Origin of the sequence: Streptomyces sp. Ac-502 (assembly GCF_045222935.1) — a bacterium.
In the GTDB taxonomy this organism is placed as follows: domain Bacteria; phylum Actinomycetota; class Actinomycetes; order Streptomycetales; family Streptomycetaceae; genus Streptomyces; species Streptomyces monomycini.
This window is the reverse complement of sequence record NZ_JBHFFO010000001.1, coordinates 3516421-3542553: the sequence shown is the minus strand read 5'-3', so window position 1 is coordinate 3542553 and position 26133 is coordinate 3516421. Positions and strand designations below refer to the sequence as shown.

Below are 26133 nucleotides of genomic sequence, written 5' to 3'. Positions count from 1 at the left end.
TCCACGTAACGCCCCCTCCCGATACGTTCCCGCACCCAGTAGAAACGTTGTCGCTACGACAAGGTCAAGCCCTCGTCGGCCGGGAGGTACCATGGTCCGCACGGCGGACGAGCCGGCCGGACGGCCGCGTGGGGATGCATCGCATCCTCCCGAGGAACGTCCGGGCTCCACAGGGCAGGGTGGTGGGTAACGCCCACCCGGGGTGACCCGCGGGACAGTGCCACAGAAAGCAGACCGCCGGTGCCGTAAGGCGCCGGTAAGGGTGAAACGGTGGTGTAAGAGACCACCAGCCTCCGAGGTGACTCGGAGGGCTAGGTAAACCCCACCCGGAGCAAGGTCAAGAGGAAACACCCCGGTGTTTCTGCGCGGACGACCGAGGGCGGCCCGCCCGAGTCCGCGGGTAGACCGCACGAGGCTGCCGGCAACGGCAGCCCTAGATGGATGGCCGTCTCCCGACGGGCCGCAAGGCCCGCCGGCGACAGAACCCGGCGTACAGGCCGACTCGTCCGCCCCACTTCCCCGCTTCGGCAGGCAGGTGGGGTGACCGGTGCCGAAGCTGTCCTTCACTCGCCGGACGGAGCGGAATCGCCTCACGCTCCGGGAGCGCGAGGCAGTACGGCACGCACCGGTCCCACGGCTCCCGTGCGAGGGCCGGGTCAGCTCTCCTCCGCGCTCCTGCGGACCTCCAGCGCTCGGGACAGGTCGTACGTCAGGTCGTTGACGGCGCGGCGCAGGGCGGCGGGCAGAGCGGGATGGGCCAGGAGGTTCTCCGCTGCCGTGAGGGTCTCGGGAGCGGCGGCGTGTCTGGGGTAGAGGTGTTTGATCAGGAGGTCGAGGGTCAGGTCGCCGTAGTGGGCTGCCGCGGCGGGGAGTTCGGTGAAGAAACGCTCGACGTACGGGGCGGTCAGGGCGGCCTGTTCGGGGTGCCAGAAGCCGTCGGCCAGGGCCAGCAGCTCGTAGTTGGAGACTTCCTCCGAGGAGAACAGCCGCTGCCAGGCGGCTTCCTTCGCGGCCGGGTCGGGCAGCGCCGCACGGCACTTCGCCACGCCCTCGTCCGCCCCCGAGCCGACGTCCGCGGCGTGCGCCGCCGTCAGCTCCCGCGGGCCCAGGGCGCCGAGCACGGTGAGCCGCAGCCGGATGCGCCAGGCCAGGTCGCTGCTGAGGTGCAGGCCGGCGGGGAGCGGGGCGGCCGGAGCCCCGGATCCGGTGCCGAGCCAGCGGCGCAGTTCGGCGGTGTCGTCGGTGAAGTCGACGAGCGCGCGGAAGAGGGTCAGCGCGGTCTGGTCCCCGGCCCCGGTGCGGGCGAGCCTTTCGCGGAGCGCGGCGGCGACGCGCGCGAGCGCGGCCGGCCGGCGGGCGGGGAGCAGGAAGCGGTCGGCGACATCGAAGCGGGCCTGCTCCAGCACCTCGGTCAGGATGGGCAGCTCCGGCTCCACGGCGACCATCACGGCCACCAGCGAGAGGTGCTCCTCGGCCGGGTGGGCGCCGTCCTGTACGGCCAGCAGCAGCGAGGCCCACACCATCGCCCGGTTGATCGGTGACAGGGCCGGGAGCAGGGCGGGCAGCGCGGCGAGCGAACGCTCGTCCAGGCGGATCTTGGCGTAGGTGAGGTCACCGTCGTTGAGCAGGGCCAGTTCGGGTGCGGGCAGGCCGACCAGGTCCGGTATCGCGGTGCGGTCGCCGTCGATCGCGGCGCGTACCAGGGCGGTTCGGCCATCGGCGGTGTAGAGGCCGATGCCGAGGGTGTGCGGACGCAGCACCGGGTGGCTGTCGGGCGCGCTCTGGTGGACGGTGGCCGAGGTGATCGTTCCGTCCCGCGTGGTCAGCTCCAGGCGCAGGGTGTTGACGTTGGCCGAGGTGAGCCAGAGGTCGGACCAGCGGTCGAGGTCGAGCCCGGCCTCGCCCGGGGCGGACCCGAGGGCGTCGAGGAAGTCCCGGTACGTGGCGGTCGAGTAGGCGTGCCGCTCGACGTAGGTACGCAGCCCCGCGCGCAGCGCCTCGTCGCCGATCACGGTGGCGAGCTGGCGGAGCGCGGAATGCCCCTTGAAGTAGGAGATGCGGTCCAGGTCGAGGAGGGCGGAGGCGACGTCCCGGGCCTGGAGGCTGACCGGGTGCGTGGACGGGCGCTGGTCGGCCGCGTACGCCTGGCCCTTGCGGCGGGCGGCGAACGTGGTCGGCGGGCCGGTGAAGCGAGTGACCTCGCTGGTGACCCGGTGGGCCAGGTAGTCGGCGAAGGTCTGCCCGAGCCAGAGGTCGTCCCACCAGGCGCTGGTGACGAGTCCGGCCATCCACATCAGGGAGATGCCGTGCGCGAGGACGACGGCCCTGGTCTCACGCTCGCTGTCCGTGGCGCCGGAGCTGAAGACATAACTCTCGCGCAGCAGCACCAGGCCGGGGTGGTCCAGGGACAGGACGCTGAACTCGGGGGCGAAGAGCTGGTCGAACGCGGGCAGGTGGTAGGGGGAGCCGAAGAGCCGGTGCCCCTCGTCCAGGCACTGACGGGTGACCTCGAAGAGTTCGCCGAGGTCGTCCTTCAAGGCATCGGCGAGGGAGGCCCGGCAGTGCAGGCCGAGCCGGGTGCCGCGGTGCTGTGCGTGGTACGAGGCGTACGGGCCGGCGGCCACCGTGGTCAGGTACGTCGCCTGCGGCGCGGTGGGGCCGGCGCGCCAGTGTCCGGGGCCGGTCTCGGTGGTCTCGCCGGTCGCCAGCACCCGCCAGTGCGCCGGGACGGTGATGTCGAAGGTGAAGGGCGCCTTGAGGTCCGGCTGGTCGAAGCAGGCGAAGATGCGCGGCGCCTGGTCGACGTAGGGGAAGCCGTAGACGTAGACCTCGCCGTCGGCGGGGTCGGTGTAGCGGTGCAGGCCCTCGTTGCTCCGGGAGTAGCGCATGTCGGCGGTGACGATCAGTTCGTTGTCGGCGGCGAGGCCGCCGAGGGGAACCGGCCGTCGGCCAGCCGGCCGGGGTCCAGAGCGGTGCCGTTGAGGGTGACGGAGCGCAGCGCCGACGGCCGCAGGTCGACGAAGGTTTCCTGCTCCGGCAGTTCTGACCGGAATCGAATGGTGGTGACGGAGCGGAACACCTCCTGACCGGTGAGGTCGAGAGCCACGTGATAGGAGTCCACGGCGACCGTGGCGGCACGGTCGGTCGCCTCGGTCTTGGTGAGACTGGGCATGTTCCACCTCTTTCAGCGGGGTGTCCCGCTGTGCAGACAAGGGTTCGAAGACGGCTGCGGCCCCCGGGGTGGGCAGTGGCGTGAACCCTTCGCTTGAGTAGGGCGCGGAAGGCCCCGGCGGGGCCGGGATAATTATTCGGGTGACGGTCTGTACACGTCAATGCAGCACATCAGGCGCTGGTCGGACCTAAACATTCCACTTTTGCGGGTAATTCCGTCGCGCCGTCCGCAGAGATTTGGCCGGTAGTGGACGGATGGATTCCGGCTGCGCTGTTCGAGCGCGGACATTCTTCAGTTGTACGTTGAAGGACCGGCCGCGCGCGGCTCCGCCGAGCGGCGGGCAGGACCCGGCGCGACCTCGCGGAACAGGCATGATGTGGGGTGGCGAGGAATCCGGACGGGGGCATTCCCGGGGGTTCCGGAGGGCATTGTTTTGAGATTTCTTTGCGTCACTCCCGCCACACCAGTCACTCTGACCACTCCCTCGACATTGCCCTGATGCCCTGGGTAGTCTCGATCCCTGCGTTCTGAGTCGCAAATTAGGTGATCTTCGGTCGTCGGCCGAGTGGGCGACCGAAAAGGCGTGGAGGGGAAGTCCGAGACGTGGGAAGTTCTGAAGACAACGAGGCGGGATTGCCGCTGCTGCTTCTTGTCGGGTCGGGAATGCAGCCTTATCGCGAGTATTTGCTCCGTTCGATCGGCAAGGAATTCCGTATTCACCTCTTCCACGAGTCGCAGCCGACGTGGGAGGTTCCGTACCTGGACGGCTCGACCGTTCTGGAGAACACCTGCGACGGCTTCGCCATGGCCGCCGAGGCGGGAAAGCTGCACGCCGCCACAGCCGTAAGCGGAGTGCTCTGCTGGGACGAGACGCGCATCCACGCCACCGCGTACGTGGCCGAGGCCCTCGGCCTGCCGAACGGTGATCCCGCGGTCATCTGGAGGCTGCGTGACAAGGCGCAGACGCGAGCGGCGCTGGACGTCGCCGGCGTGCCGCAACCGCGTTCCGTCCCCGTCGGCACCGTCGAACAGGCCCTCGCGGCCGCCGGACGGATGGGCTACCCGGTCGTCCTCAAGCCACGCGGGCTCGGCGCCAGCCTCGGCGTCATCACGGTGGACGACCCCGCCGCGCTGCGCGCGGGCTTCGGCTTCACCAGCTCCGTCGCACTGCCGGAGGGGGTCGTCTACAACTCCCCCGAGCCGTACCTGGTCGAGGAGTGTGTGCGCGGCGAGGAGATCAGTGTCGACGCGGTCGTGCACGACGGCGGGGTCACCCCCGTCTTCATCGGCCGCAAGGTCGTCGGATACCCGCCGTACGCCGAGGAGACCGGCCACTTCGTCGACGCGGCGGACCCGCTGCTGACCGACCCGGAGCTGTGCCGGGTGCTGTCCGAGGCGCACGCCGCGCTGGGCTTCACCGACGGCTGGACGCACACCGAGTTCATGCTCACCGCGGACGGGCCCAAGCTCATCGAGGTCAACGGCCGGCTCGGTGGCGACCTCATCCCCTGCCTCGGCCACCTGGCCACCGGCATCGACCCCGGCCTCGCGGCCGCCTCGGCGGCGTGCGGGCTGCCACCGGACCTGCGGGCGACCCGGCAGCAGGTCACCGCCGTCCGCTTCTTCTACGTGGACGACGAGGACACCACCCTCGGGGAGGTCGCCTTCCGGGGCGAACTCCCCCGGCCGTGGACCAGGCCGTGGTGGTGGCCCGGCCGGGCGCCGTGGTCTCGCCGCCGCCCAAGGGCACGGTGTGGGGACGCATCGCTTACGTGACGGTCGCCGCGCCCACCCGTACCGAGGCCCTCGCCGCACTGGACGCGGCGGAGTCGGCCCTGGTCGTCCGTACGGGCTGACGGCACCGCCGGTCCGTTCCGCGCGTCCCCGCGGTGCACGGCCGAGGGCCCGGGGCCCGCCACGGCCGACGCGCGAGGTGCCCTTCCCGGCCCGGTCCCGGGGACGCCGGGACCGGCACGTCCCGTATCCCTCCGCGCCGGCCGGCCGTGACCGCGTCCCGGCAGAAGCAATCAGCTGTACCTGTGCAGTCGCAGAGCAAGGTCCTTTCGCCGCAAACTCCACGCGGGAGAGCGCAAATGAGTCAGAAGGAAAGAGTCTTGGTATCGGCGATTCTCCCCGGAGAATCGCCCCGCTTCGTGCAACAGGACGAAGCGCATATCAGGCGCCTCGCCGAAACCGACAGCGAACTGCCCCCGATCCTGGTACACCGGCGCACCATGCGCGTCATCGACGGCAGCCACCGGCTGCGGGCGGCGCTGCTGCGACAGCGCGAGTACATCGACGTCGAGTTCTTCGACGGGACCGAGGCGGAAGCGTACGTGATGGGCATCCAGGCCAACACCGCGCACGGTCTGCCGCTCTCCCTGGCCGAGCGCAAGGCGGCCGCCGGCCGCGTCATCCAGCTCCAGCCCGAGCGGTCGGACCGGGTGATCGCCCGCATCACGGGACTGTCCGCCAAGACCGTCGGCGCCCTGCGCGGGCGTTCGAGTGAGGAAATCCGCAGCCGAACGCCCGGCTCGGCAGGGACGGCCGGGTCCGGCCGCTGAGCTTCGAGGAGGGGCGGCGCCGGGCACTGGCCGTCATCAAGGAGCGGCCGGACGCCACCGTACGGGAGATCGCCCGCGAGGCCGGGGTGTCCATCGGTACGGCGCACAGCCTGCGCGTGCAGGTCGAGCGGGGCCGGCCGGCCGAACCGGCGGACGGCGCGGAGACCGGGTGCCGGATCGACGCCTGCGCCGACCGCACCCCTCCGGACGAGGCGCAGGCCAAGAAAGCGCCGCCGCGCGACGTGGCACGCGTGGCGTACCCCTTGGACAACCGGCGGGCCCCGGACGTGACGTCGCGGATCTCCGGACCGGTCGGCGAGCCCGGGGAGCGGGGCAGCAGCCGCGGCTCCCGGGGACCGCCGGGGCGTGCGGCAGCCCGGTCTACGTGCGGATGGAAAGGCTCCAGCGCGATCCCTCGCTGCGCTTCTCCGAGCGGGGCAGGTCCATGCTGATCTGGCTGCGCCGGTGCCTGGTCACCGCGAACGAGGCCGAACTCGAACTCGGCGACCTGCCGCAGCACCTCCTGCCGACCGTGGCCGGCCTCGCCAAGGAATGCGCCGACGAATGGCAGCGGCTCGCCGGCGAGTTGAACAGCCGCACCCGTCAGCTCGACCTCCAGGACCTGAAATGATCATTCGGTTCGATCATGTGGGGGTGGCGACGGGCGATCCGGCGGCGGCGGGGCACCTGCTCTCCGACCTCGGGCTCGTCAGGTCGGACACGGGTACGGCAGAGGCGTACGGCGTCAGTTGTGACTTCTGGTCACCGGGCGCGGACGCGACGGGGGCCGCGGTGGAGCTGGTCGCACCGCTGTGCGCCACCGCGGCGGTCCAGGGCCACCTCGACCGCCACGGACCGGGGCTGTACCACGTGGCCTTCGAGGTCGACGACGTACAGGCCGAGCTGGACCGGCTGCGGACGGACGGATTCGTACCGGTCGACACGGAGCCGAAGGCCGGTGCGCGCCCGGGTATGCGGGTCGCGTTCGTCTACGCCAAGCGGCCCGCCGGCCTGCTCGTCGAACTGGTGCAGTACGACCGGGCGGAGCGGCCGGCATGAGGGCCGCGATCGCCGGCGGCGGGCTGGCCGGGGCGGCTCTCGGCTGGCGTCTGGCGCAGCGCGGCGTGTCGGTGACGGTGTTCGTGGCGGGAGCGGGCCGGTGGCGGGACGCGACCGGCGCCTCCGGCGGGCTGGTCCGCGGGTTCGACACCGATCCGGACACCGGCCGTCTCGCCGCCGAGAGCCTGGCCGAGCTGCGTGGCGACCCGCGGCTGCGGGACTGGGCGGGCTACCAGGAGGGCACGTCGACCTACCTGCTGCCGCCCGACGCGGACGTGGACCGGGCCCGCGGCACGCTGCGGACCGTGGACGCGCTGCTGCCCGGCTCGGCCGAACTGCGGCCGGCGGCCGGTCTCGCCCCCTTCCGCGGCCTGCCCGAGGGCACCTGGTGCGTGCGCGAGCGGTACGCCGGCCACATGTCACCCGGGCGGCTGCGCGACAGCCTGCTGAGAGCCGTCGCCGACCTGGGCGGCACCCTGCGCTGTGAACCCGTGCTGGGCGTCCTGCCCGGTCCGGCCCTGCGCCTCGGTCCCGGCGTCGAGCGCCGCTACGACGTGGTGGTGCTCGCCACCGGGCCGTGGACGCCGCGCCTCCTCGACCGGTGGGGACTGCCCGGCCAGGAGCTGAGCACCCGCCAGATCCAGTACACCCTGGGCCGGACGGTGCCGCCGGGGCTCGGCGCCTTCGTCGACGAGACCTCCGGTCTGTACGGGCGGCCGGTCGGCACCGGCCAGATGCTGCTGGGGCTGCCGACCACCCGCTGGGGTGTGGGGCCGGACGAGGTGGCCCCGGATCCGGCGCTGGTCCGGCGGGTCGCCGAGTGCGCGGGCCTGCGGCTCGGGCTGACGGCCTGGCCCGGCCCGGGAGCGCGCACGGTGGCCTCGCTCGACTGCTACCCGGTCGGCGGGCGCGGGGGCCTGGCCCTGCGTGGCTGCCGACCGGACAGCGCGCTGTACACCTTCGCCGGAGGTGGGGGAGGGGCCGCGAAGACCGCCCTGGCCGCCGGCCGGCTGGCGGCCCGCACGCTGTGTTCCGCCTGACCTGACGCCCGGTTTCCGCGAAGCGCGGTGCCCCGGAACCGCTGTCCCGCGAATCCGCGTCACGTTGCCGCCTTTGCGGCCGCCGCTCGCCGAGTCACTGTCCCCCGTGTCGTACCGACGCGTCCCTTCTTCTTTCCGGCGTCCTGACGTGGGAACTGCCCACCTTTTTCCTCCGCCTTTCCCGGCGGTATTTTTCCGTGCCCTGTTCCGGCCCGCCGGAAAATGGAACGTGAACATGGTGTGGACCTTCCCGGCTCTCTCATTTTCTCAATCATCGCGCTAGTATTCCGTTCCGTGAGTCCGTGCAGACCCGTCCAATTGCCCGTGATGGGAGAATGTCTTGACGGAGCATGACGTAGAAGTTCTGGCCATAGGCGCAGGACCGGCGAACCTGGCCCTTGCCGTGGCCATGGAGGAAAGCGCCGGAAGTGATATTGCGAAGAACGCGCTGCTGGTCGAGGAACACGCCGATGTGGCCTGGCAGCGCGGCATGCTGCTGCCCTGGACGCAGAGTCAGGTGTCTTTCCTCAAGGATCTGGTGACGCTACGCAACCCACGCAGTAAGTTCTCCTTCGTCAATTACCTGCACGCGGTCGGCAGGCTCGACGAATTCATCAACCTGGGGACCTTCACCCCCTACCGCCAGGAGATATCGAACTACCTCCGATGGGTCGCCGACTCGCTGTCCGACGTACGGGTCGAGTACGGTCGGCGTGCCGTGCGGATCGCCCCGACCCACAACGCCGCCGGCCGGGTCGACGGTTGGCGCACCAGCTTCGCCAACGGCACCGCGCTCACTTCCCGCAGCGTGTCGATCGGCGCGGGCCGGGACCCGCGCATCCCGGCCGAGCTGCGGAACCTGCCGGCCGATCAGCTCGTCCACAGCGCCGAGTTCAGTGAGAAGGTCGCCAAGCTCGACGCCGCAGGCGCCCGCCGCATCGTCGTCGTCGGCGGGGCGCAGAGCGCCGCCGAACTGGCGTGGGCGGCGCACCAGGGTTTCCCCGAGGCGCGCGTCACGATGGTGATGCGTTCGATCGGGCTGAAGAACTACGAGTCGTCGAGGTTCACCAACGAGATCTTCTACTCGTCGTTCATCGACGACTTCCACGCCGCCCCCGAAGAGGCGCGGCGCCAGCTCCTCCGGGAAATGCATCTGAGCAATTACGGCGGTCTCGCCCCCGGCATGCTCGAAACCCTCTACCGGCAGCGGTACCTGGAACGTCTGACCGGTGGGGAGCGGCTTTTCCTCACCACGATGACCGACATCACCGGTTCCCGGACGGACGGTGACGACATCGTGCTGTCGCTCAAGGACCGGCGTACCGGACTGCCGAGCGAGCTCCGCTGCGACGCGGTGTTGCTGGGCACCGGATTCAACAGTGCGATGCCGCGGCTCATCCAGGACCTGACGGATTCTCTGGGGCTGCAGAAAACGGTCGTCGACCGTGGGTACCGACTCCGGGTGCCGGACTGCGACGGCGCGTCCTGCTTCTTGCAGGGGGTCAACGAGGCCACCCACGGAATCGCCGATTCGCTGCTGAGTGTCCTCGCCAGCCGGGCCCAGGACATCGTCGACGGGCTCTTGGCGGAACGGTCCGGCGGCCGGCTGCTCGCCGAGGTCGGCTGAGGATTTGCCCGCACCACAGACACCGAGTGGAGACATGACTGTGCCCATGGAGATCCGCTCGCTGCGACGCGGCGAGCTGAAGCCCGACAACCAGCTGCGGGCCCAGCGGCTGATGCCCTGGCCGCGGCTGAACGCCCCTTTCGAGGGCTCGTGGTGCGTGGCCGCGCCCGGCGTCTCGTCGGGCGCCCACGGCCATCACGAATACGAGATCTGGATCGCGGTCAGTGGCGCCGCGGAGATCCTCGTCGAAGGCCGACGTGTCCCGTTCACCACCGGCGACATCATCCACTTCGTCCCGGGGACCGAGCACCAGCTCGTCAACGACTCGGACGAGGACTTCGAGATGTACGCCCTGTGGTGGGACGCCGACATGACGGAACGGTTCGCCGCACGGCACCGGACCGCCGCCGGCGCCGAGGGGGCGCGGCCGTGACCGCCGGCGACCGCCCGGTGATCATCATCGCGGCCACCCCGACCCCCAACGGGGACCTGCACGTCGGGCACATGGCCGGGCCGTACCTCGCCGCCGACATCTACGCCCGCCAGCTGCGCGCGGACGGCACCCGGGCGACGTACACCACGGTGACGGACAACAGCCAGACCTACGTGCTGACCACGGCGGCCCGTCAGAACCTCGCCCCCAGGAGCTCTGCGACCGGTCGACGGCCGCGATCGAGCAGTCCCTGACCGCGCTCGGCATCGAGCTGACCGCCCCCGCCGGCCGGGTGCTGCCGCCGGTCGACGACCACTACCGCGCCGCGGTCACCTCCTTCGTGCGGGCCCTGCGCGACGCGGGCCGGCTCCGGGAGCGTACGGTGCGGCTGCCGTACGCCCGGGAAAGCGGACGCTACCTCTACGACGGCCTGCTCAACGGCCGCTGCCCGGCCTGTGACGCGTCCAGCGGGGAGGCGCCTGCGAGGACTGCGGCCACCCGAACAACTTCGACGAACTGCTCGACCCGCGTCATGCCCTCGACCCGCGGGAGACGGTGATCTTCCGCGAGGAGCGCATCCTGGTGCTCCCGATGGAGGAGTACCGCGCGGAGCTGACCGCGCACCTGGACGCCGTCGCCGGCCGCTGGCGCCCGCATCCGCTGCGTCTGGCCCGCGAGCTGCTGGCGCGTCCGCTGCCGGTCATCCCGGTGACCTTCCCCGGCACCTGGGGCGTACCGGCGCCCTTCGAGGACTTCGCCGGGCAGATCGTCTACCCGTGGGCGGAGGCCATGCCGGCGTCGATGTACGCCACGTGGTGGGCACACGGCAGCCCGGCGGACCTGCCGTACGACGCGTTCTGGAAGGCGGACCGGGACGCGGAGCTGGTCTACTTCCACGGTTTCGACAACGTGTACCACTGGTCCGTGATGGACCTGGTGCTGCTGCTCGCGCACGGCGACCGCTACATACGGCCGTACGCCAGTGTGTGCAACGAGTTCTACGAGCTGGAGCACGCCAAGTTCTCCACCAGCCGCAACCACGTGGTCAGGGCGGGCGACCTGGTCGCCGACGTGCCCCGGGACATCGCCCGCTACTACCTGGCGCTGACCGCGCCGGAGCGGGAGCGCACCAACTTCGACCCGGCCGAGCTGGCCGCTCACCCGCTGGCCGGCGAGTGGAACGAGCTGGCCGCGGTCGTGGACACGTTGCTGGCCGGCCGCGACTTCCAGGAACCGCTGCCCGTCACGGACGAGGGGCGCCGCGCCGACGCGCGGCTCGCGGCGCGGCTGCGCGCCTGTTTCGCACCGGAGACCTTCAGCCTGGCCCGCGCGGCCCGGTTGATCGCCGAGCGGACAGCCGAACTCCGCGACACCGCAGCCGGGTTCGCCGCTCCCGGCGACTTCCTGCTCGCCGTGCGCACCCTGCTGGCCTGGTCCGCGCCGATTCTCGTGGACGTGGGCAGGCGAGCCGCCGAGGGCGGTGTCGACCTCAGCCTGTCCGGCGCCCGGGACACGGTGGTGGAGAAGATCGCGCCGTTCCGGCTGCCCCGGCTGCCCGAGAGCACCGGTACGCACGGCTGACGCCACGGCGCGGCCCCGGTCGGACGCCGCCCGCGCGACAACCCCGAGTGCCACACCGAGGCATGGAGTGCCATGTGAAGCTGCTCACCATCGAGACCACGCAATACCTGGACTACTACATATCCCGCTACCGGCAGGTGCAGGGCCACGGCATCGACCTGTACGTCCTCAACGGCGAGGGCACCGAGGACTTCTGGCCGCGGGAGAAGTACCGGCTCGCCGGTACCCGCGACCTGGACACCATCGTCAAGACCGCCCAGGAGTGGCACCGCACCGAACGGTTCGACGGCGTCATCACCTTCTCGGAGTCCGCGGTCATCACGGCCGCCGCGGTGGCCGAGGCGCTGGGCCTGCCGGGCATCGGGCAGGAGGCCGCCATCGCGTGCCGCAACAAGTACCTGATGCGCCGCGCCCACGAGCGGGCCGCCGCGCCGCATCCGCGGTTTCGCCTGGTGGACTCGCTCGACGAGGCCCGGCAGGCGGCCGAGGACTTCGGGTACCCGCTCATCCTCAAGCCGACCATGGGCGCCGGCTCGCACTTCGTCTTCAAGATCGATACTCCGGAGGAGCTGGTGGACCGCTACGAGCGGGCCGCCAAGGGAATCCAGGACCTCTTCTGGGCCCGCTCCGAGGCGTCCGGCGTGGACCTGGGCCCCAACGGGCTGCTGATCGAGTCCTATCTGGACGGCCGCGAGTACCTGATGGAGGTACTGGCCTGGGACGACGAGGTGTACCTCGGCTCGGTGGTGGACCGCGTGACCGAGGAGAACGGCACCTACGACGACGACGTGCACCACGCGCCGACCTCCCTGTCGCCGGCCGACCTCAAGGCCGTCCACGAGGTGGTCGCGGCCGGATGCCGGGCACAGGGGCTGCGCCGCAGCGTCGGCCACGCGGAGGTGCGCTTCCACGAGGGCAAGCCCTACCTGCTGGAGATCGCGGCCCGGGTGGGCGGCGGAGGGCTGGACGAGATCTCCCGGCTGACGGCCGGCTACGACCCGGTCAAGGCCGTCGTGGACGTCGGCTCGGGCGTCAAGCCCGAGGTGCGGCACTACCGGCCGACCGGGACCCACATCACCGCCATGTGCCTGATCTGCGACGCGGGCACGGTACACCACGTGGACGTACCGGCGGAGGTCGCCGAGTCGGAGCACACCTTCCTGCTCAAGATCACCGCTCGGCCCGGTGACGTCATCCTGCGGCCGCCGAACGGCAACACCATCTTCGGCTTCCTGGGCACGACGGGCACCTCGCTGGACGACGCCATGCGGCGGATGAACGACTACGCAGCCAAGATCACGGTCACTCTGGAGCCGCAATGATCAACTATGACGGCAGGAAGTTCCGGCCCGTCGGGACGGACCCGGGCGAGTCCGGCCGGGTCGCCGTCTACCACCAGGAAGGCGACCTGCTCTGGGGCGAGTTCACCGGCGGCGACGCCCGCCGGGGCGTCCTGAGCGGTGTCTGCGCCCCGGACGGCGCGCTGGAGTTCGCGTACTGCGTCGTACTGACCGACGGCGCCGTCGTCTCGGGCCGGTGCCGGTCGCGGCCCGAGGTCCTCGCGGACGGCCGTGTCCGGCTGGCCGAGCGCTGGGAGAGGTTCGGCGCGCACGCCGCCAGCGGCGTTTCGTGCATCGAGGAGATCCGCGGTCCCCGAGGTGCACCGGCCGGCGCCGGCGCACCGGGCCGCGCCGCCACCACCAAGGACGGAAACCGACGATGACCGCTGCCGAAGAACGCAAGCCGAAGCGGGGCGGCACCGTCACCTGGGCCTGCGCGCCCGGTTTCCCGCCCGCGGTGATCTTTCCGTTCACGCCGGCCGAACGCATGGGCACCCGGAACGTCCTGGAATTCCAGGCGCTCATGTACAGCACCCTCTACTACTTCGGCAGCAACGGCCTGCCCGAACCGGACTGGGACCGCAGCATCGGCGAGCAGCCCCGCTGGAGCGCGGACGGGCTGACCGTCACCATCAAGGTCAAGCCGTGGAAGTGGAGCAACGGCGAGACACTGTGCGCCGACAACGTGCTGTTCTGGGTCAACCTGATGAAAGTCAAGGGCGACCGCTACGGCGAGTACGTCCCCGGATACTTCCCCGACAACCTGACGGACTACGGCAAGCGCGGCGAGGACACCGTCTACTTCACCTTCGACCGCCCGTACTCCCAGCGGTGGGTGCTGATGAACCAGCTCAGCACCATCACCCCGCTGCCGAAGTCCTGGGACCGTACCGCCGAGGGGCCGGCCAACGCCTCCGGCGACCCGGCCGACGTCGAGGCGGTCTACGCCTACCTCATGGCCGAGCAGGGCGACATCGTCGACGAGGGCAACACGCACCGCACCCGGTGGGCCGACAGCCCTGTCTGGTCCACGGTCAGCGGCCCCTGGCGGCTCAAGAGCTACACCGTCGAGGGCGTGGTGACCTTCGTACCCAACGAGAGCTACTCGGGGCCCCACAAGCCCTACCTCGACGAGTTCCGGCAGGTACCGACCTTCTCGGACGAGGAGCAGTACGAGATGCTCCGGCGCGGCCCGCGCGGCAAGGACGCGATCCAGGTCGGCTACCTGCCACTGAGCTTCGCCACCGAGCCGACCACCAGCCCCGACAAGGGCGGCCCCAACCCCCTCGACAACTACCGCCTCGTTCCCCAGACCGCCTACTGCGTCCGTTACACCGCGCTGAACTTCAACAACCCGACGGTCCGCGGGAAACTCTTCCATCAGACGTACTTCCGGCAGGCCCTCCAGTCCTGTCTGGACCAGGACGCCGCGGTCCGCGACATCTACCAGGGCTACGCCTACCGGCAGAACGGCCCGGTACCGATGTACCCGGAGACCGACTTCGTCTCGCCCCGGCAGCGCGAGGGCGCCTGGCCGCTGCCCTTCGACGTCGACCACGCCAGACGGCTGCTGGAGGACAACGGCTGGGACACGAGCGTCACCCCCGCCGTCTGCGTCCGGCCCGGCACCGGTCCCGGAGAGGCGGGCGAGGGCATCCCGGCGGGCACCGAGCTGACGTTCCTGCTCCGTTACGCCGAGGGCCGCCCCGCCCTGACCCGGCTGATGCGTCAATTGCGCGCGGACGCCGCCAAGGCCGGAATCGACGTACGGCTCGAAGAGGTCTACGGATCGGTGCTGGTCGCGGAGGACGCCCCCTGCGAGGCGGGCCCGGACTGCCTGTGGGAGGCGTGCTGCTGGAACGGCGGCTGGGTCTTCCACCACCCCACCGGCGAGATCCTCTTCAGCACCGGCGCGGGCGGCAACTTCGGTCACTACAGCGACGCGGAGGCCGACCGGCTGATCGACGCCTCGGTGACCACCGACGACCCGCAGGCCCTCTACGACTACCAGGACTACATCGCCGAGCAGGTGCCGGTGCTGTTCACCCCGAACTTCCCCATCCGGCTCTTCGAAGTCTCCGAGGACCTGCACGGCTTCGAGCCCGTCAACCCGTTCGGCATGATCAGCCCGGAGAACTGGTACTACCTTGAGGACTGATCCGGCGACCCTCCAGGCGGCGCTGCCCGTCCCACCGCTGGGCAGCCACTCCCTCCTCGTCCTGCTGCTCCAGCTCGCCGCGCTGCTGGGCCTCGCCCTGCTCCTGGGCCGCCTCGCGGTCCGTCTCGGCTGGCCGGCGGTGGTCGGGGAGCTGTGTGCCGGGGTGCTGCTGGGGCCGTCGGTCCTGGCGCACCTCGCGCCGCCCGTCTCGCGCTGGCTGTTCCCGAGCGTGGCGGAACAGGCGCATCTCCTGGACGCGGTGGGCCAGTTCGGCGTCCTGCTGATGGTCGCCGTCAGCGGGCTCCACCTCGACCTGGGACTCGTCCGGCGCCAGGGCGCGACGGCCGCCCGGGTCAGCTTCTTCGGCCTGGTCGTGCCGCTGGGCCTGGGCCTGGCGCTGGGGCTGGTCCTGCCGGCCACCCTGTTCGGACCGAACGGCGACCGCACCGTCTTCGCCCTGTTCCTCGGCGTGGCGATGTGCGTCAGCGCCATCCCGGTGATCGTCAAGACGCTGATGGACATGAACCTGCTGCACCGCGACATCGGGCAGCTCACCGTCACCGCCGGCATGATCGACGACGCGGTGGGCTGGATGCTGGTGTCGGTCGTGACCGCGATGGTCACCGCCGGATCGGCCGGTGTGACGGTACTGGTGTCGCTGGCCGCGATCGCCGGTACGCTCGCCGTCGCCCTGCTCGTACGGCGGCCCCTGCGCGCACTGTTCTCGGCCGCGCGGCGCGCGGAGGGGGACGGACCGGTCACCGCGCTGACCGTGGTGCTGGTGCTGGCCGCCGCCGCGGGCACCCACGCCCTGGGTCTGGAACCGCTGTTCGGGGCGTTCGTGTGCGGGGTGGTGATCGCGGCGTCCGGCGGTGTGCGGCCGGCGCGGCTCGCCGCGCTGCGCACGGTGACGATGGGCGTACTCGGGCCGCTGTTCCTCGCCTCCGCGGGCCTGCGCATGGACCTGACCCAACTGGCCGACCCCCAGGTCGCCCTTATGGGGGCCGCGACCCTGGCCCTCGCCGTCATCGGCAAGTTCGCCGGGGCCTACCTCGGCGCCCGTACCAGCCGGCTCGGCCGGTGGGAGGCGGTGGCGCTGGGCGGCGGCATGAACGCCCGCGGTGTCGTCGAAGTGGTCATCGCCCTGGTCGGACTGCGGCTCGGCGTCCTGACCACGGCGACGTACACGGTGATCGTGCTGGTCGCGGTGGTCACCTCGCTGATGGCCCCGCCCGTCATCCGGATGGCCATGAACCGGATCGAACAGACCCCGCTCGAAGAGCAACGCCGGCTGGCCCACGCGGGCGCGGCCGCCGGCCAGGCATAGACCACCCGCCTCGATGGCGCGTCGAGGCGGCAGAATCCGCAGGGAGACCACGTGACCACCACCCTTCCAGAGTTCGGCATAGCCGGGTACGGCTGCGCCTTCGGTGAGGACCAGGACGTCGCCTCGACCGCCGGGCAGTTCGTCGACGACCCCGAGCGGGTGTTCCGCTGGGGCTACCGGACCTTCCACCGCGCGGCCCCGGACGTCACCGCCACCCACCTGGCCGCCGAGGCCGGCCGGGCCGCCATCGCCGCGGCCGGACTGAGCGCCGGCGACATCGACTACGTCGTCCTCGCCCTCTCCGACGTGCCCGAATACCTCAACTTCGACTCCAGCGCGGCCCTCGCCCGCGAACTCAAGATCCACCTCAGGCCGACCCTGCTGCTCGGCGAGGGCTGCGCCTCCGGCGTCACCGGACTGGGCAACGTCGCCGGCCTCTTCGCCACCCAGCCCGACCTCACCCACGTCCTGTTCGTCGCCGTCAACCGCGTCAGCGAGTACCACCGGAACCGGATGAAGGTGAACAACTCCATCCACAGTGACGGCGCCAGTGCCGTCGTGCTGCGCCGCGGGCACACCGCCGGGCGGTGGCTGGCCACCACCCAGTTCACCGACCCGGAGGTGGCCGACTGGTTCCGCACGGACCACGGCGGCGCGGTGTCCCCCGTCGCCCCCGACGGCTGGTCGTCGCGCAGCGACGTCAACGGCCTGGAGCGGGTGCAGGAACACTTCCGGGCCGACCCCAAGGGCCTGCGGGACTTCGTGCAGGCGCTCAACCGCAGGCTGGTGGAGGTGGTCGACCAGGCGTGCGCCCGCTCCGGCGTAGCCCGGGCGGACCTGGCCAAGGTCGTCCACCTCAACGACAACCAGGGCTCCTTCGAGGAGATCTCCGATGAGTTCGGCATCCCGATGAGCCGCACCAACGCGGCCCTCGCCGCACAGCACGGACACATGGGCGCGGCCGACCACCTGGCCACCCTGGCGATGCTCACCGAGAGCGGCGAACTCACCACCGGCGACCTGGTCGCGCTGATCGGCATATCGATCGGTATGCGCTGGTACTGCACCCTGGTCAGGATCTGATGTCGGAGACGGTCATCGCACTCAAGGACGCCGTGGCGTCCGGCACTGCCCCCGGCCCCGCGCTCCGGCTGGCGCTGGCCCGTATCGACGACCCGGCCGCCCTGCGCCGGGCAGGACGCGCCCTGACAGGGCTCGCGGACCCGTCCGGCGACCTGCGGCCGGCCCGCGTCGCCGTGGTCGCGGACTGCACCGTCGGCGCCTTCGAACCGATGCTGCGGGCGGGCCTCGTGGGGGCCGGAGCGCTCCCGGAGATCGTCACCGCCCCGTACGGCGCCTTCGACCTGACGCTGGCCACCGGCGGCTTCGACCCCGCCAGCGACGTGGTGAGCTGCCTGCTCGACGCGTCGTACTTCCTTCCCGGCGACCTGGACCACGCGGAGCCCGGCACGGCGGCGGACCACCTCACGCAGCGGCTGGCGCACCTGCGCGGCCTCGTCACGGCGGCCCTGGCCGCCACCCACGCGACCCTGGTGCTGCACACCGTCCCGCTGCCCGGCAACGTCCGCGACGGCGTGCTCAGCCTGCGCGCCCGCGGCGAACTGACCCGGCTGTGGTACCGGCTCAACCTCGGGCTGCTGGAGCTGGCCGAGACCTCACCGCAGATCGAGGTGGTGGACCTCGCCGGGCTGCTGGCCGACTCCGCCGCACCGGCCCGCGACGACCGCCTGCACAGCTACGCCGATCTGCCGTACAGCGACGCGGCACTGTTCGTCCTGGCCCGCGAGGTCCGGCGGATCACCCAGGCCCGCCTGGGACTGTCCAAGAAGGTGCTCGCCCTCGACCTGGACAACACCCTGTGGGGCGGGGTCCTGGGCGAGGTGGGCGCGGAGGGCGTCGCCCTCGGCGGCCTCTACCCCGGCAAGGCGTACCAGGAGTTGCAGCGGACCGCGAGCCGGCTGCGGGACCAGGGCGTCGTCCTCGTCCTCGCCAGCAAGAACGACGAGGAGCCGGTGCGCCGGGCACTGCTGGAGCACCCGGAGGCGGCGCTGCGCCCCGACGACTTCTCGGTGCTGGTGGTCAACTGGGACTCCAAAGCCGCCAACCTGACGCGGGCGGCCGGGTCGCTGGGCCTGGGGCTGTCCTCGGTGGTCTTCATGGACGACTCGCCGTTCGAGCGGGGGAGGTCGAGGCGCGGCTGCCCGAGGTCGCCGTCATCGACGCGGGCGGCGATCCCGCGGGGCTGGTCACCTCCCTGGTGCGGCACGGCTGGTTCGACGTACCGGAGCTGACCGGCACGGACCGCAAACGGCCCGAGCTGTACCGGGCGCGGAGCCTGCGCAGCGACTTCTCCGGCGGGTTCGCCTCGGCCGAGGACTACCTCAAGGCGCTCGACCTGCGGGTGGCCGTCGAGCCGGTCACCCGGTTCACCGCCACCCGCGTCGCCCAACTGGCGGCCCGCACCAACCAGTTCAACCTGACCGGGGTGCGCTTCGACGAGGCGGCCACGGTAGCCATGCTCACCGACCCGGCGTACCTGGTGGTGTCGGTCTCCGTACGCGACCGCTTCGGCGACGAGGGCGTGGTCGGCGCGGCCTGGGTGGAGAAGGCGGCGGACGCCTGGCATGTGCGGAACCTGGTGCTCAGCTGCCGGGTCCTGGGCCGGGGCGTGGAGTTCGCCGTGGCGGGCCGGCTCGCCCGGCAGGCCCGGGAGGCCGCGGTGCCCCGGCTCACGGGGGCGTTCGTGCCGTCCGCGAAGAACGCGGTGGCGGCGGCCTTCTGGGAGAAGGCGGGCTTCGTGCCGGCCGGCGAGGGAGCTTCGAGTTCGCCCCCGCGGAGATGCCCGACCCGACCCCGTCATGGATCGAAGTGACCAGTGGCGGACCGACTGAGGAGGACGCGTGAACGGCACCACTTCGGAAGACATCGGCGCGACCGTGCTGGACGTCGTCAGCGACGTCCTCGGCCGGTCCCCCGAGGCCCTGCGGGACCAGCCGGTGCTGGCCGCGCACGACTGGGACAGCATCGCGTCGCTGGAGGCGCTGGCGCAGCTGGAGAGCGGCTTCGGCATCCGCCTGGAGCTGCGGGAGTTCCACGCGGCCCGCACGGTGGACGACATGACGGCCCTGGTCGCGGCGGCCCTGGGCCGCTGAAGCCCCGGCGGCCCGGCCGCACCGGCCTACCAGTCCACCGGCCCACCGGCCAGAAAGGAAACGAGCGTGAGCCTGCTCGAAATCCGCTTTTTCACCGTGCACCCCGGCAGGCGCGAGGAGTTCGACCGCCTCAGCCGTGAGGAAACCATTCCCCTGATGCGCCGCTGGGGCATCACGGTGCTCACCGGCGGCCCCGCCCTCAACGACGAGGACGGTTACTGCCTGGTGCGGGCCTTCGCCTCCGAGGAGGAGCGGGTCGGCCTCCAGGAGCGCTTCTACGCCAGTGCCGAATGGAACGACAACTACGACAAGCCCGTGATGGCGATGATCGCCGACTACAAGACGGTGGTCCTCCCGCTGACCCCGGAACTCAAGCGCCGGTTCGGAGCCTGAGCCGACCCCGCTCCCCGGCCCCCCACCCGGGGCCACCGCCCCGTCCTCGAAGGGAACACCCATGTCCCGTACCGCCGTGCCCGCCCAGGAGCGCGCCACCCGCGAGCCGCGCGTGGCCACTCCGCGCCGGCTGCTGATGTGCCGGCCGCAGCACTTCGACGTCACGTACTCGATCAACCCGTGGATGGACCCGCGCAAGCCGTCCGACACCGGTGTCGCCCTGCTCCAGTGGGAGCGGCTGCGCGAGCTCTACCTCTCGCTCGGCCACACCGTCGAGGTCATCGAACCCGACCCGGCCTTCCCCGACATGGTGTTCGCCGCCAACGGCGCCACCGTCGTCGACGGCAAGGTCCTCGGCGCCCGTTTCCGCCACGTCGAGCGGACCGGTGAGGGGCCCGCCTACTTCCAGTGGTTCCTGCGCAACGGCTACGAGGACGTCCTGTGGCCGGAACACATCAACGAGGGCGAGGGCGACTACCTCACCGTCGGGCGGCGGCTGCTGGCCGGCACCGGGTTCCGCACCGACCCGCGCTCGCACGCCGAGGCCCAGGAGTTCTTCGGCATTCCTGTGACCGGGCTCACTTTGGTCAACCCGAACTTCTACCACCTGGACACCGCGCTGTCGGTACTGTCCGATGACGAGATCATGTACTACCCGGCGGCCTTCTCTCCCGGAAGCCTCGCGGTGTTGCGCGAACTCTTCCCGGACGCCGTCACCGCGTCCGACGAGGACGCCGCGGCGTTCGGCCTCAACGCCTTCTCCGACGGCCGCCACGTCGTCCTGCCGCAGGCGGCCACCGGGCTCGCCGACCAGCTCAAGCGGCGCGGCTTCGAGCCGGTCGGCGTGGACATCGCCGAACTGCTCAAGGCCGGCGGCAGCGTCAAGTGCTGCACGCTGGAGCTGCGTGACCGGTGAGGCATCGGCGGTGACACGAGGAAGGAAGCGGTCGATGGCGACTGCGCAGGACGTCAGACGGGTGACGAGCGCGTTACCCCGCAGCTATGAGGCGCTCGTACGCGACCAGGCGAAGTTCCGGGTCGGGCGGCTGGTCTACCTCGCGCTGTCCCGGGACGAGGAGTCGATGGGCTTCGCGTACCCGCGCGAGGAGCGGGCCGCACTGGTCGCCTCCGCCCCGGAGGTCTTCTTCATGCCGGTCCCCTCGGACGAACGGTACAACTGGGTACGGGCCCGGCTCGCTCCGCTGGAGCGGCGGGAACTGCGCGAGATCGTGGTGCACGCCTGGACCATGGTGGTACCGAAGTTCCTCGCGGCGCAGCAGTCCGAACTGCTCCGTGCCACCGACGGCTCCCCTTCCGTACCCGGTGCGCCGGCCCTGGACGCACCGGTCCCGGACACACCGGCCCGCCACGAGGACGAGGGAGCCGCGCGTTGAGTGACGCCGAGCTGTTCGACATCAAGGAGCTGTCCGCCCGCCAGGACGCCGACGACCGCCGTTACCTGGAGTTCCTGCGTGTCCCGGCGATGAGCGCCGGGGTGTACGTCCTGGCGGCGGGGAGCGAGGACCCGCAGAGCCCGCACGGTGAGGACGAGCTGTACCACGTGCTCGCCGGCCGTGCCGTCCTGACGGCCGGTGAGCGGGAGTACGAGGTGGCGGCCGGCTCGGTCTGCTTCGTACCCGCCAAAATGCCGCACCGCTTCCACACCATCACCGAGGACCTGCGGGTGCTCGTCTTCTTCGCCCCGTGCGAGCGGGAGCCAGACGCTCCGGCGGGGCCGGACGCCGTACGGCCGTGAGGGTCGGCGGACCCGCCGCCGGCGGGTCCGCCGGGTCCCCGGCGCGTTCGACTGCCTCGATTCCCCGGCTGAACGCCGGTCGAGCATTGCCCGCCCGCGACTCGGCTCATAAAGTCGCAGAGCCGCAACCGTCGTCCCTCCGTCACCGCCCGGCACACCCGCACCGGTGACCGGCACCCACGCGTTCTCCCCTCCCGCGCTTCTTCCCCCGCGATGTCCTCCGCCACCACATCGCCCTCCCGCGATGCCGCCGGTGCCGCCACCGGCCGGCGGCGGGGCCGCCCCTCGCGGTTCCGTACTCCCTCGCAAGCCAACGCACCAGGTGAGGAGCTACACGATGTCCGCAGAACCCCGCTGGCGCGTCACGGTCGACCGCGACGTGTGCATCGGCGCCGGAGTGTGCATGGGCGACCTCCCGCACCGGTTCCGGTTCGTGAACGGCCAGTCGCAGCCGGTCGACGCAGAGATCGACGCCGACGACGAGGTACTGGCCGTCGCGGACTCCTGCCCGCGCGAGGCGATCCAGGTCCTGGAGATCTCCAGTGGCCGGGTCATCGCGCCCCTCGACTGACCGGCAAGCAGACAGGAAAGAGGCCCACGCTGTGCATACCCAACCGACCGAAGAGCTGGAGAAGCTCTCCGCGGAATTCGTCCAGGACGTCTACGAGCTCTACGCCCGCCTGCGGGCGGAGGGGCCGCCCCGCAAGGTCCTGATGCCGCACGGCATCAAGGTCTGGATGGTCACCCGCTACGACGACGTACGGTCCCTGCTGGCCGACGGACGGGTGAGCAAGGACGGCCGGCGCATCAACGAGATGTTCGCGCGCCACTCCGAGACGCCCACCGAGGCGCCGGCCGCCGTCAACGACGACCTGGCGGCGCACATGCTCAACAGCGACCCGCCCCAGCACGCCCGGCTGCGCCGACTGGTCGGCAAGGCGTTCACCGAGCGCCGCACCAAGGCGCTGCGCCCGCGCATCGAGGCGATCACCGACGAGCTGCTCGACCGGCTGGCCCAGCGGCCGGACGCCGACCTGATCGAGGACCTGGCCGCCCCGCTGACCATCACCGTGCTGGCCGAACTGCTCGGCGTGCCGCCGGAGAACCGCACGGTCTTCCGGCAGTGGACCAACACCCTGGTCGGCGCCAACCACACCGAGGAGGAGGTGGCCGCCGCCTCCGCCGCGGTCGCCAAGTTCACCGAGGACCTGATCGACGCCAAGACCGCCGAGCCCGGCGAGGACATGTTCAGCGCCTTGGTGCAGGCCACCGAGGATGGCGACCGGCTGACCAAGACCGAACTGATCGCCATGGTCTTCCTCCTGGTCGTCGCGGGCCACGACACCACCCTGAGCATGATCGGCAACGCCGTGCTCGCCCTGCTCAAACACCCCGAGCAGCTGGCCCTGCTCCAGGAGCGGCCCGAACTCCTGCCGAACGCGGTCGACGAACTGCTGCGCTACGAAGGCCCGGTGGGCATGGCGACCTTCCGTTTCACCACGGAGGACATACCGGTGGGCGGCATCACCATCCCCGCAAAAGAGATCGTCATGGTGGCGCTGGGCTCGGCCAACCGCGACGCCGCCAAGTTCGAGAACCCCGACGCGCTGGACATCACCCGGCGCATCGGCGGCCACCTCGCCTTCGGACACGGCATCCACTACTGCGCCGGCGCGCCCCTCGGCCGCCTGCAGGTGGAGATCGGAGTCAGCCGGCTGCTCCAGCGCTTCCCGCAGCTGCGCCTGGCCGCGAAGTCCGAGGACCTGGAATGGAAGGCCAGCACGATCATGCACGGCCTGGTCGGGCTGCCGGTCACCCTCAACGCCTGACCGGCACCCGCGGCGGCCGGCCCGGCCGCCGTCCCACCGGAGGAACCGGGCGGGGCGGGGCCGTGCCGTCCGGGCCCGCCCGGCTCAGCCGGTACGGCTCAGGCTCATTGTCCAGTTGGTCTCCCACGTACCGCCGCCGTCCGGCGAGAAGGCCTGCTCCCAACGGGCCGCGTCCGCGGTGATCCCCGACCAGACGAAACGGCACGGCACCACGGCGTCCTCGTGGGCCTCCTCGCCGTGGAACTCGCCGCGCCGGTCCGTGTCGAAGCGGCCGACGATCGGCGCGGACAGCCGGCCGCTGAGGCTGGTGGACCAATTCAGTGACCACTCGGCGCTCCGCGGGTCGTACAGCCGCAGCGTCAGCCCGCTGAACCCCTTGGTGGTGAAGGTGATCTCGTCGAGGTTGGCGGCACCGGCGAAGAGGGTGCCGTGGCACACGGCCGTCCCCGGGAACTCCTCCCACGCGTCGCTCCCCGTGAGGGGCGCGAGCAGCCGACGGTTGTGCACGTGCCAGGTGCCGATGAGGAAGTCGAAGTCGCCGGGCCCCGGACGGTACCGCGTGTCAGCGCTCACGCGCCCGCCTCCTGGGTGCCGAGGTGCGCGCGGAGCAGTCCGCCCGGCCAGGAGAACTCCGGTGCCTTGTCCTGTCGGCGGAGCGCCTGGGAGACCACCGCGCCGGTGAGTTCGGCCTCGAAGTCCAGACGCGGGTAGCGCTCCTCGATGGCGGCCTTCACGGCCCTGCCCCCGGGGCCCGGGTCCTGGAAGTCGCTGAGCACGCCCAGCCGGGTCAGCATCGTGACGGGCCCGCGGCGCTCGGCGATCTGCGGGGAGGTGTGCAGCGCGATGGCCTCCCAGACGACGTCGATCTGCTCGGGGTCCAGGCCGCGCCCGGCGAGGAAGGCACCGGCCGCGTCGGCGCCCTCCACCTCGAATCGCTGGGGGCCGTCATGCTCGTCGGCCGTTCCGAGGTCGTGCAACAGGCAGGCGTAGTAGAGCAGGTCGGGGTCGAAGTCCGTGGCAGGGACCATCTCCCGCCGGGCCGCCTCGTGCAGCGCCCACAAGTACGTGCGGACGCTGTGGTTGGCGATCGAGGGGTGTTCCCGTGCGGTGACGATTTCGAGTGCCGCCAGCGCACCCGGGTGCTGGGGAAGGGCATCAATTTCGATCATCACTCCACCCTAGGGAGCGGGCGCCGGTGCGCCAGGGGCGTGGACGCCGAATTCCCGACAATCCGCCGCCGAATTCCCGACCCTTTACCGCCCGTTGGCCCGCTGACCGATGACGTATTCCCCAGTGGGCCGCCCGCGACCCCCGCGGGCGCACGAGAGAGATGCGACGACGTATGGCGACCGATACTCAACAGACGCCCCCGACCACCGTCGGAATATGGGCCACGTTCCGTGGCTCACCGCTCGCGGTGAAGACGATTCTCGCCGGTGTGCTCGCCAGCCGCCTCGGCGGATTCCTGAACATCTTCCTCGTCCTCTATCTGACCGACAGGGGGTATTCGGCCGAACAGGCCGCGTTCGCCCTGGGTGTCTACGGCATCGGCGGCGTGGCCGGCGTCTTCCTCGGCGGCACCCTCGCCGAGCGGCTCGGCGCGCGCAACGCGACGGTGCTGGGCATGGCGTCCACCGCCGCACTGACCGCGGCCCTCCTGTACCTGCCCGGCTACGGTCTGCTGCTGGCGGCGATCGCCCTGGTCAGCATGGCGGCCCAGCTCTACCGTCCGGCGTCGACGACCCTGCTGTCCGATCTGACGTCCCGCGACGGCCAGGTCATGATCTTCGCGATGTACCGCTTCAGCCTGAACCTGGGCACCACGATCGCCCCGCTCCTCGGCTTCGCCCTCTACAACCTGGACGACAGCTACGCCCTCCTCTTCTGGGGCGAAGGCGCCGTCGCGCTCGGCTACGCCGTGCTCGCGCGGGTCACCATCCCGGCCCGCCCGCGCCCGACGGCGCCGGGGGAGACGGAGACGGACGCCGCCGGGGAGACGGCAGCGGACGGTTACCGGGTGCTGTTCCAAGACCGGCGCTACCTGCTGTTCCTGCTGGCCGCGATGGTCAACGCGATGGTCTACGTGCAGTACTTGTCGACCCTGCCCCTGGATGTGAAGGCGTCGGGGATGCCCATCCTCTGGTACACCGTCGCGGTGTCGGCGAACGGATTCATCGTGATCGCCTTCGAGCTGGGGCTGACCAAACTCTCGCAGAAGTGGCCGATGAAGATCACGATCGCGGTGGCATGGACCCTGATCGGTCTCGGCGTGGCCCTCTACAGCCTGCCGCTGGGCGCCGCGGTGGTCATCGGTGCCACGCTGGTGTGGACGCTGGGCGAGATCGTCGGCGGGCCCTCGGTCTTCGCCTACCCCGCGCTGGCAGGACCGGCCCGGCTGCGCGGCCGTTACATCTCCTCGTTCCAGTTCGCCTACGCGCTGGGCATGGCCCTCGGACCGGCCCTCGGCGGTGTGCTGTTCACCCGGCTCCAGCACGGCGTATGGCCGGTGTTCGGCGCACTCGGCCTCTTCGCGGCCGTACTGGGCGTGGCGGCGGTACGCGTACCGTCCGCATCGGCGACCGCCGGACCGGACGCGGACGCGGACGCGGACACCGCCGAGCCCCAGGACGCCGGGGCCGGCGGTACCCGGACCTGACCGCGGCCCGGCGGGAGCGCGCGGC

The 26133-nt window shown here is 71.3% G+C and carries 27 protein-coding genes, 1 other RNA gene and 1 pseudogene; 25 read left to right on the top strand and 4 right to left on the bottom strand.

The annotated features are described in order from the left end of the window. The first annotated feature begins 108 nt into the window (after window positions 1–108). Window positions 109–509: RNase P RNA component class A (rnpB, locus tag ACEXOX_RS15970), an RNA gene on the top strand. 147 nt (window positions 510–656) lie between these two features. On the opposite strand, the gene pepN is transcribed toward rnpB, so the two are convergent. Together pepN and ACEXOX_RS15960 are read right to left on the bottom strand one after the other, a co-directional pair. Continuing rightward, window positions 657–2888: an aminopeptidase N gene (gene pepN, locus ACEXOX_RS15965; RefSeq protein WP_406521370.1), complete on the bottom strand. Its 2232-nt coding sequence runs from the start codon at window positions 2886–2888 to the stop codon at window positions 657–659. A gap of 14 nt (window positions 2889–2902) precedes the next feature. Then, a complete protein-coding gene (locus ACEXOX_RS15960) occupies window positions 2903–3172 on the bottom strand; it encodes a hypothetical protein (RefSeq protein ID WP_406521368.1) in 270 nt (89 codons plus the stop codon). Window positions 3173–3856: 684 nt separating this feature from the next. Here ACEXOX_RS15960 and ACEXOX_RS15955 point away from each other — a divergent pair. From ACEXOX_RS15955 to ACEXOX_RS15845, 23 genes and pseudogenes are all read left to right on the top strand, one after another. Continuing rightward, window positions 3857–4948, top strand: a complete 1092-nt coding sequence (locus tag ACEXOX_RS15955; RefSeq protein WP_406521366.1) for an acetyl-CoA carboxylase biotin carboxylase subunit family protein — start codon at window positions 3857–3859, stop codon at window positions 4946–4948. A 377-nt stretch (window positions 4949–5325) separates the two neighbouring features. After that, window positions 5326–5736 (top strand): ParB/RepB/Spo0J family partition protein, encoded by a 411-nt coding sequence (locus ACEXOX_RS15950; protein WP_406521364.1) that lies wholly within the window; start codon window positions 5326–5328, stop codon window positions 5734–5736. 391 nt (window positions 5737–6127) lie between these two features. Further along, window positions 6128–6367, top strand: coding sequence for a hypothetical protein (locus tag ACEXOX_RS15945; protein ID WP_406521363.1), 240 nt, complete (start codon window positions 6128–6130; stop codon window positions 6365–6367). After that, complete coding sequence (locus tag ACEXOX_RS15940; RefSeq protein ID WP_406521361.1) at window positions 6364–6795, top strand: VOC family protein; 432 nt, start codon at window positions 6364–6366, stop codon at window positions 6793–6795. Before ACEXOX_RS15945 ends, ACEXOX_RS15940 begins: the two co-directional genes overlap by 4 nt. Continuing rightward, window positions 6792–7835 (top strand): FAD-dependent oxidoreductase, encoded by a 1044-nt coding sequence (locus ACEXOX_RS15935; protein WP_406521360.1) that lies wholly within the window; start codon window positions 6792–6794, stop codon window positions 7833–7835. Before ACEXOX_RS15940 ends, ACEXOX_RS15935 begins: the two co-directional genes overlap by 4 nt. A gap of 340 nt (window positions 7836–8175) precedes the next feature. After that, window positions 8176–9462 carry a lysine N(6)-hydroxylase/L-ornithine N(5)-oxygenase family protein gene (locus tag ACEXOX_RS15930; protein WP_406521358.1) on the top strand — a complete coding sequence of 429 codons (1287 nt, stop codon included), beginning with the start codon at window positions 8176–8178 and terminating at the stop codon, window positions 9460–9462. A 34-nt stretch (window positions 9463–9496) separates the two neighbouring features. Then, window positions 9497–9895, top strand: coding sequence for a cupin domain-containing protein (locus ACEXOX_RS15925; protein ID WP_406521357.1), 399 nt, complete (start codon window positions 9497–9499; stop codon window positions 9893–9895). A 71-nt stretch (window positions 9896–9966) separates the two neighbouring features. Next, a pseudogene (locus tag ACEXOX_RS15920) lies at window positions 9967–10454 on the top strand (class I tRNA ligase family protein). Further along, a complete protein-coding gene (locus tag ACEXOX_RS15915) occupies window positions 10412–11476 on the top strand; it encodes a class I tRNA ligase family protein (protein WP_406526362.1) in 1065 nt (354 codons plus the stop codon). Before ACEXOX_RS15920 ends, ACEXOX_RS15915 begins: the two are co-directional and overlap by 43 nt. A gap of 74 nt (window positions 11477–11550) precedes the next feature. Further along, complete coding sequence (locus ACEXOX_RS15910) at window positions 11551–12798, top strand: ATP-grasp domain-containing protein (protein ID WP_406521355.1); 1248 nt, start codon at window positions 11551–11553, stop codon at window positions 12796–12798. Then, complete coding sequence (locus ACEXOX_RS15905) at window positions 12795–13199, top strand: hypothetical protein (protein WP_406521353.1); 405 nt, start codon at window positions 12795–12797, stop codon at window positions 13197–13199. Before ACEXOX_RS15910 ends, ACEXOX_RS15905 begins: the two co-directional genes overlap by 4 nt. Beyond that, the gene (locus tag ACEXOX_RS15900) at window positions 13196–14974 is read left to right on the top strand and encodes an ABC transporter substrate-binding protein (RefSeq protein ID WP_406521351.1); all 1779 of its coding nucleotides are present in this window, start codon (window positions 13196–13198) and stop codon (window positions 14972–14974) included. Before ACEXOX_RS15905 ends, ACEXOX_RS15900 begins: the two co-directional genes overlap by 4 nt. After that, window positions 14964–16301, top strand: a complete 1338-nt coding sequence (locus ACEXOX_RS15895) for a cation:proton antiporter (RefSeq protein WP_406521349.1) — start codon at window positions 14964–14966, stop codon at window positions 16299–16301. Before ACEXOX_RS15900 ends, ACEXOX_RS15895 begins: the two co-directional genes overlap by 11 nt. Window positions 16302–16352: 51 nt before the next feature. After that, the gene (locus tag ACEXOX_RS15890; RefSeq protein ID WP_406521347.1) at window positions 16353–17384 is read left to right on the top strand and encodes a 3-oxoacyl-[acyl-carrier-protein] synthase III C-terminal domain-containing protein; all 1032 of its coding nucleotides are present in this window, start codon (window positions 16353–16355) and stop codon (window positions 17382–17384) included. Continuing rightward, window positions 17384–18613, top strand: a complete 1230-nt coding sequence (locus tag ACEXOX_RS15885) for an HAD-IIIC family phosphatase (RefSeq protein WP_406521345.1) — start codon at window positions 17384–17386, stop codon at window positions 18611–18613. Before ACEXOX_RS15890 ends, ACEXOX_RS15885 begins: the two co-directional genes overlap by 1 nt. Further along, window positions 18580–19194, top strand: a complete 615-nt coding sequence (locus ACEXOX_RS15880) for a hypothetical protein (RefSeq protein ID WP_406521343.1) — start codon at window positions 18580–18582, stop codon at window positions 19192–19194. Before ACEXOX_RS15885 ends, ACEXOX_RS15880 begins: the two co-directional genes overlap by 34 nt. 28 nt (window positions 19195–19222) lie before the next feature. Beyond that, window positions 19223–19474: an acyl carrier protein gene (locus ACEXOX_RS15875; RefSeq protein ID WP_406521341.1), complete on the top strand. Its 252-nt coding sequence runs from the start codon at window positions 19223–19225 to the stop codon at window positions 19472–19474. A gap of 66 nt (window positions 19475–19540) precedes the next feature. Beyond that, window positions 19541–19867, top strand: a complete 327-nt coding sequence (locus tag ACEXOX_RS15870) for a hypothetical protein (RefSeq protein ID WP_406521340.1) — start codon at window positions 19541–19543, stop codon at window positions 19865–19867. Between the two features lie 61 nt (window positions 19868–19928). Continuing rightward, complete coding sequence (gene ddaH / locus ACEXOX_RS15865) at window positions 19929–20783, top strand: dimethylargininase (RefSeq protein ID WP_406521338.1); 855 nt, start codon at window positions 19929–19931, stop codon at window positions 20781–20783. 34 nt (window positions 20784–20817) lie between these two features. After that, on the top strand, window positions 20818–21261 hold the full coding sequence (locus tag ACEXOX_RS15860; protein ID WP_406521336.1) for an MmcQ/YjbR family DNA-binding protein: 444 nt from the start codon (window positions 20818–20820) through the stop codon (window positions 21259–21261). Next, window positions 21258–21623 (top strand): cupin domain-containing protein, encoded by a 366-nt coding sequence (locus tag ACEXOX_RS15855; RefSeq protein WP_406521334.1) that lies wholly within the window; start codon window positions 21258–21260, stop codon window positions 21621–21623. The genes ACEXOX_RS15860 and ACEXOX_RS15855 overlap by 4 nt, the downstream gene beginning before the upstream one ends. A 337-nt stretch (window positions 21624–21960) precedes the next feature. Continuing rightward, window positions 21961–22194: a ferredoxin gene (locus ACEXOX_RS15850; RefSeq protein WP_406521333.1), complete on the top strand. Its 234-nt coding sequence runs from the start codon at window positions 21961–21963 to the stop codon at window positions 22192–22194. A gap of 31 nt (window positions 22195–22225) precedes the next feature. After that, window positions 22226–23452 carry a cytochrome P450 gene (locus ACEXOX_RS15845; RefSeq protein ID WP_406521331.1) on the top strand — a complete coding sequence of 409 codons (1227 nt, stop codon included), beginning with the start codon at window positions 22226–22228 and terminating at the stop codon, window positions 23450–23452. Between the two features lie 84 nt (window positions 23453–23536). On the opposite strand, the gene ACEXOX_RS15840 is transcribed toward ACEXOX_RS15845, so the two are convergent. Next, window positions 23537–24025, bottom strand: coding sequence for a hypothetical protein (locus ACEXOX_RS15840; RefSeq protein ID WP_406521329.1), 489 nt, complete (start codon window positions 24023–24025; stop codon window positions 23537–23539). Next, window positions 24022–24621, bottom strand: coding sequence for an HD domain-containing protein (locus ACEXOX_RS15835; protein ID WP_406521327.1), 600 nt, complete (start codon window positions 24619–24621; stop codon window positions 24022–24024). The genes ACEXOX_RS15840 and ACEXOX_RS15835 overlap by 4 nt, the downstream gene beginning before the upstream one ends. A 173-nt stretch (window positions 24622–24794) precedes the next feature. Between ACEXOX_RS15835 and ACEXOX_RS15830 the strand changes: the two genes are divergently transcribed. Continuing rightward, the gene (locus tag ACEXOX_RS15830; protein WP_406521325.1) at window positions 24795–26108 is read left to right on the top strand and encodes an MFS transporter; all 1314 of its coding nucleotides are present in this window, start codon (window positions 24795–24797) and stop codon (window positions 26106–26108) included. Window positions 26109–26133: the final 25 nt, after the last annotated feature.

Excerpts from the sequence above, each read along its gene's own strand:
- ACEXOX_RS15945 (WP_406521363.1), top strand. The coding sequence starts at position 6,128 with ATGGAAAGGCTCCAGCGCGATCCCTCGCTGCGCTTCTCCGAGCGGGGC.
- ACEXOX_RS15885 (WP_406521345.1), top strand. The coding sequence starts at position 17,384 with ATGTCGGAGACGGTCATCGCACTCAAGGACGCCGTGGCGTCCGGCACT.
- ACEXOX_RS15935 (WP_406521360.1), top strand. The coding sequence starts at position 6,792 with ATGAGGGCCGCGATCGCCGGCGGCGGGCTGGCCGGGGCGGCTCTCGGC.
- ACEXOX_RS15900 (WP_406521351.1), top strand. The coding sequence starts at position 13,196 with ATGACCGCTGCCGAAGAACGCAAGCCGAAGCGGGGCGGCACCGTCACC.
- ACEXOX_RS15940 (WP_406521361.1), top strand. The coding sequence starts at position 6,364 with ATGATCATTCGGTTCGATCATGTGGGGGTGGCGACGGGCGATCCGGCG.
- ACEXOX_RS15850 (WP_406521333.1), top strand. The coding sequence starts at position 21,961 with ATGTCCGCAGAACCCCGCTGGCGCGTCACGGTCGACCGCGACGTGTGC.
- ACEXOX_RS15835 (WP_406521327.1), bottom strand. The coding sequence starts at position 24,621 with ATGATCGAAATTGATGCCCTTCCCCAGCACCCGGGTGCGCTGGCGGCA.
- ACEXOX_RS15960 (WP_406521368.1), bottom strand. The coding sequence starts at position 3,172 with ATGCCCAGTCTCACCAAGACCGAGGCGACCGACCGTGCCGCCACGGTC.
- pepN (WP_406521370.1), bottom strand. The coding sequence starts at position 2,888 with ATGCGCTACTCCCGGAGCAACGAGGGCCTGCACCGCTACACCGACCCC.
- ddaH (WP_406521338.1), top strand. The coding sequence starts at position 19,929 with ATGTCCCGTACCGCCGTGCCCGCCCAGGAGCGCGCCACCCGCGAGCCG.
- ACEXOX_RS15905 (WP_406521353.1), top strand. The coding sequence starts at position 12,795 with ATGATCAACTATGACGGCAGGAAGTTCCGGCCCGTCGGGACGGACCCG.
- ACEXOX_RS15860 (WP_406521336.1), top strand. The coding sequence starts at position 20,818 with ATGGCGACTGCGCAGGACGTCAGACGGGTGACGAGCGCGTTACCCCGC.
- ACEXOX_RS15925 (WP_406521357.1), top strand. The coding sequence starts at position 9,497 with ATGACTGTGCCCATGGAGATCCGCTCGCTGCGACGCGGCGAGCTGAAG.
- ACEXOX_RS15830 (WP_406521325.1), top strand. The coding sequence starts at position 24,795 with ATGGCGACCGATACTCAACAGACGCCCCCGACCACCGTCGGAATATGG.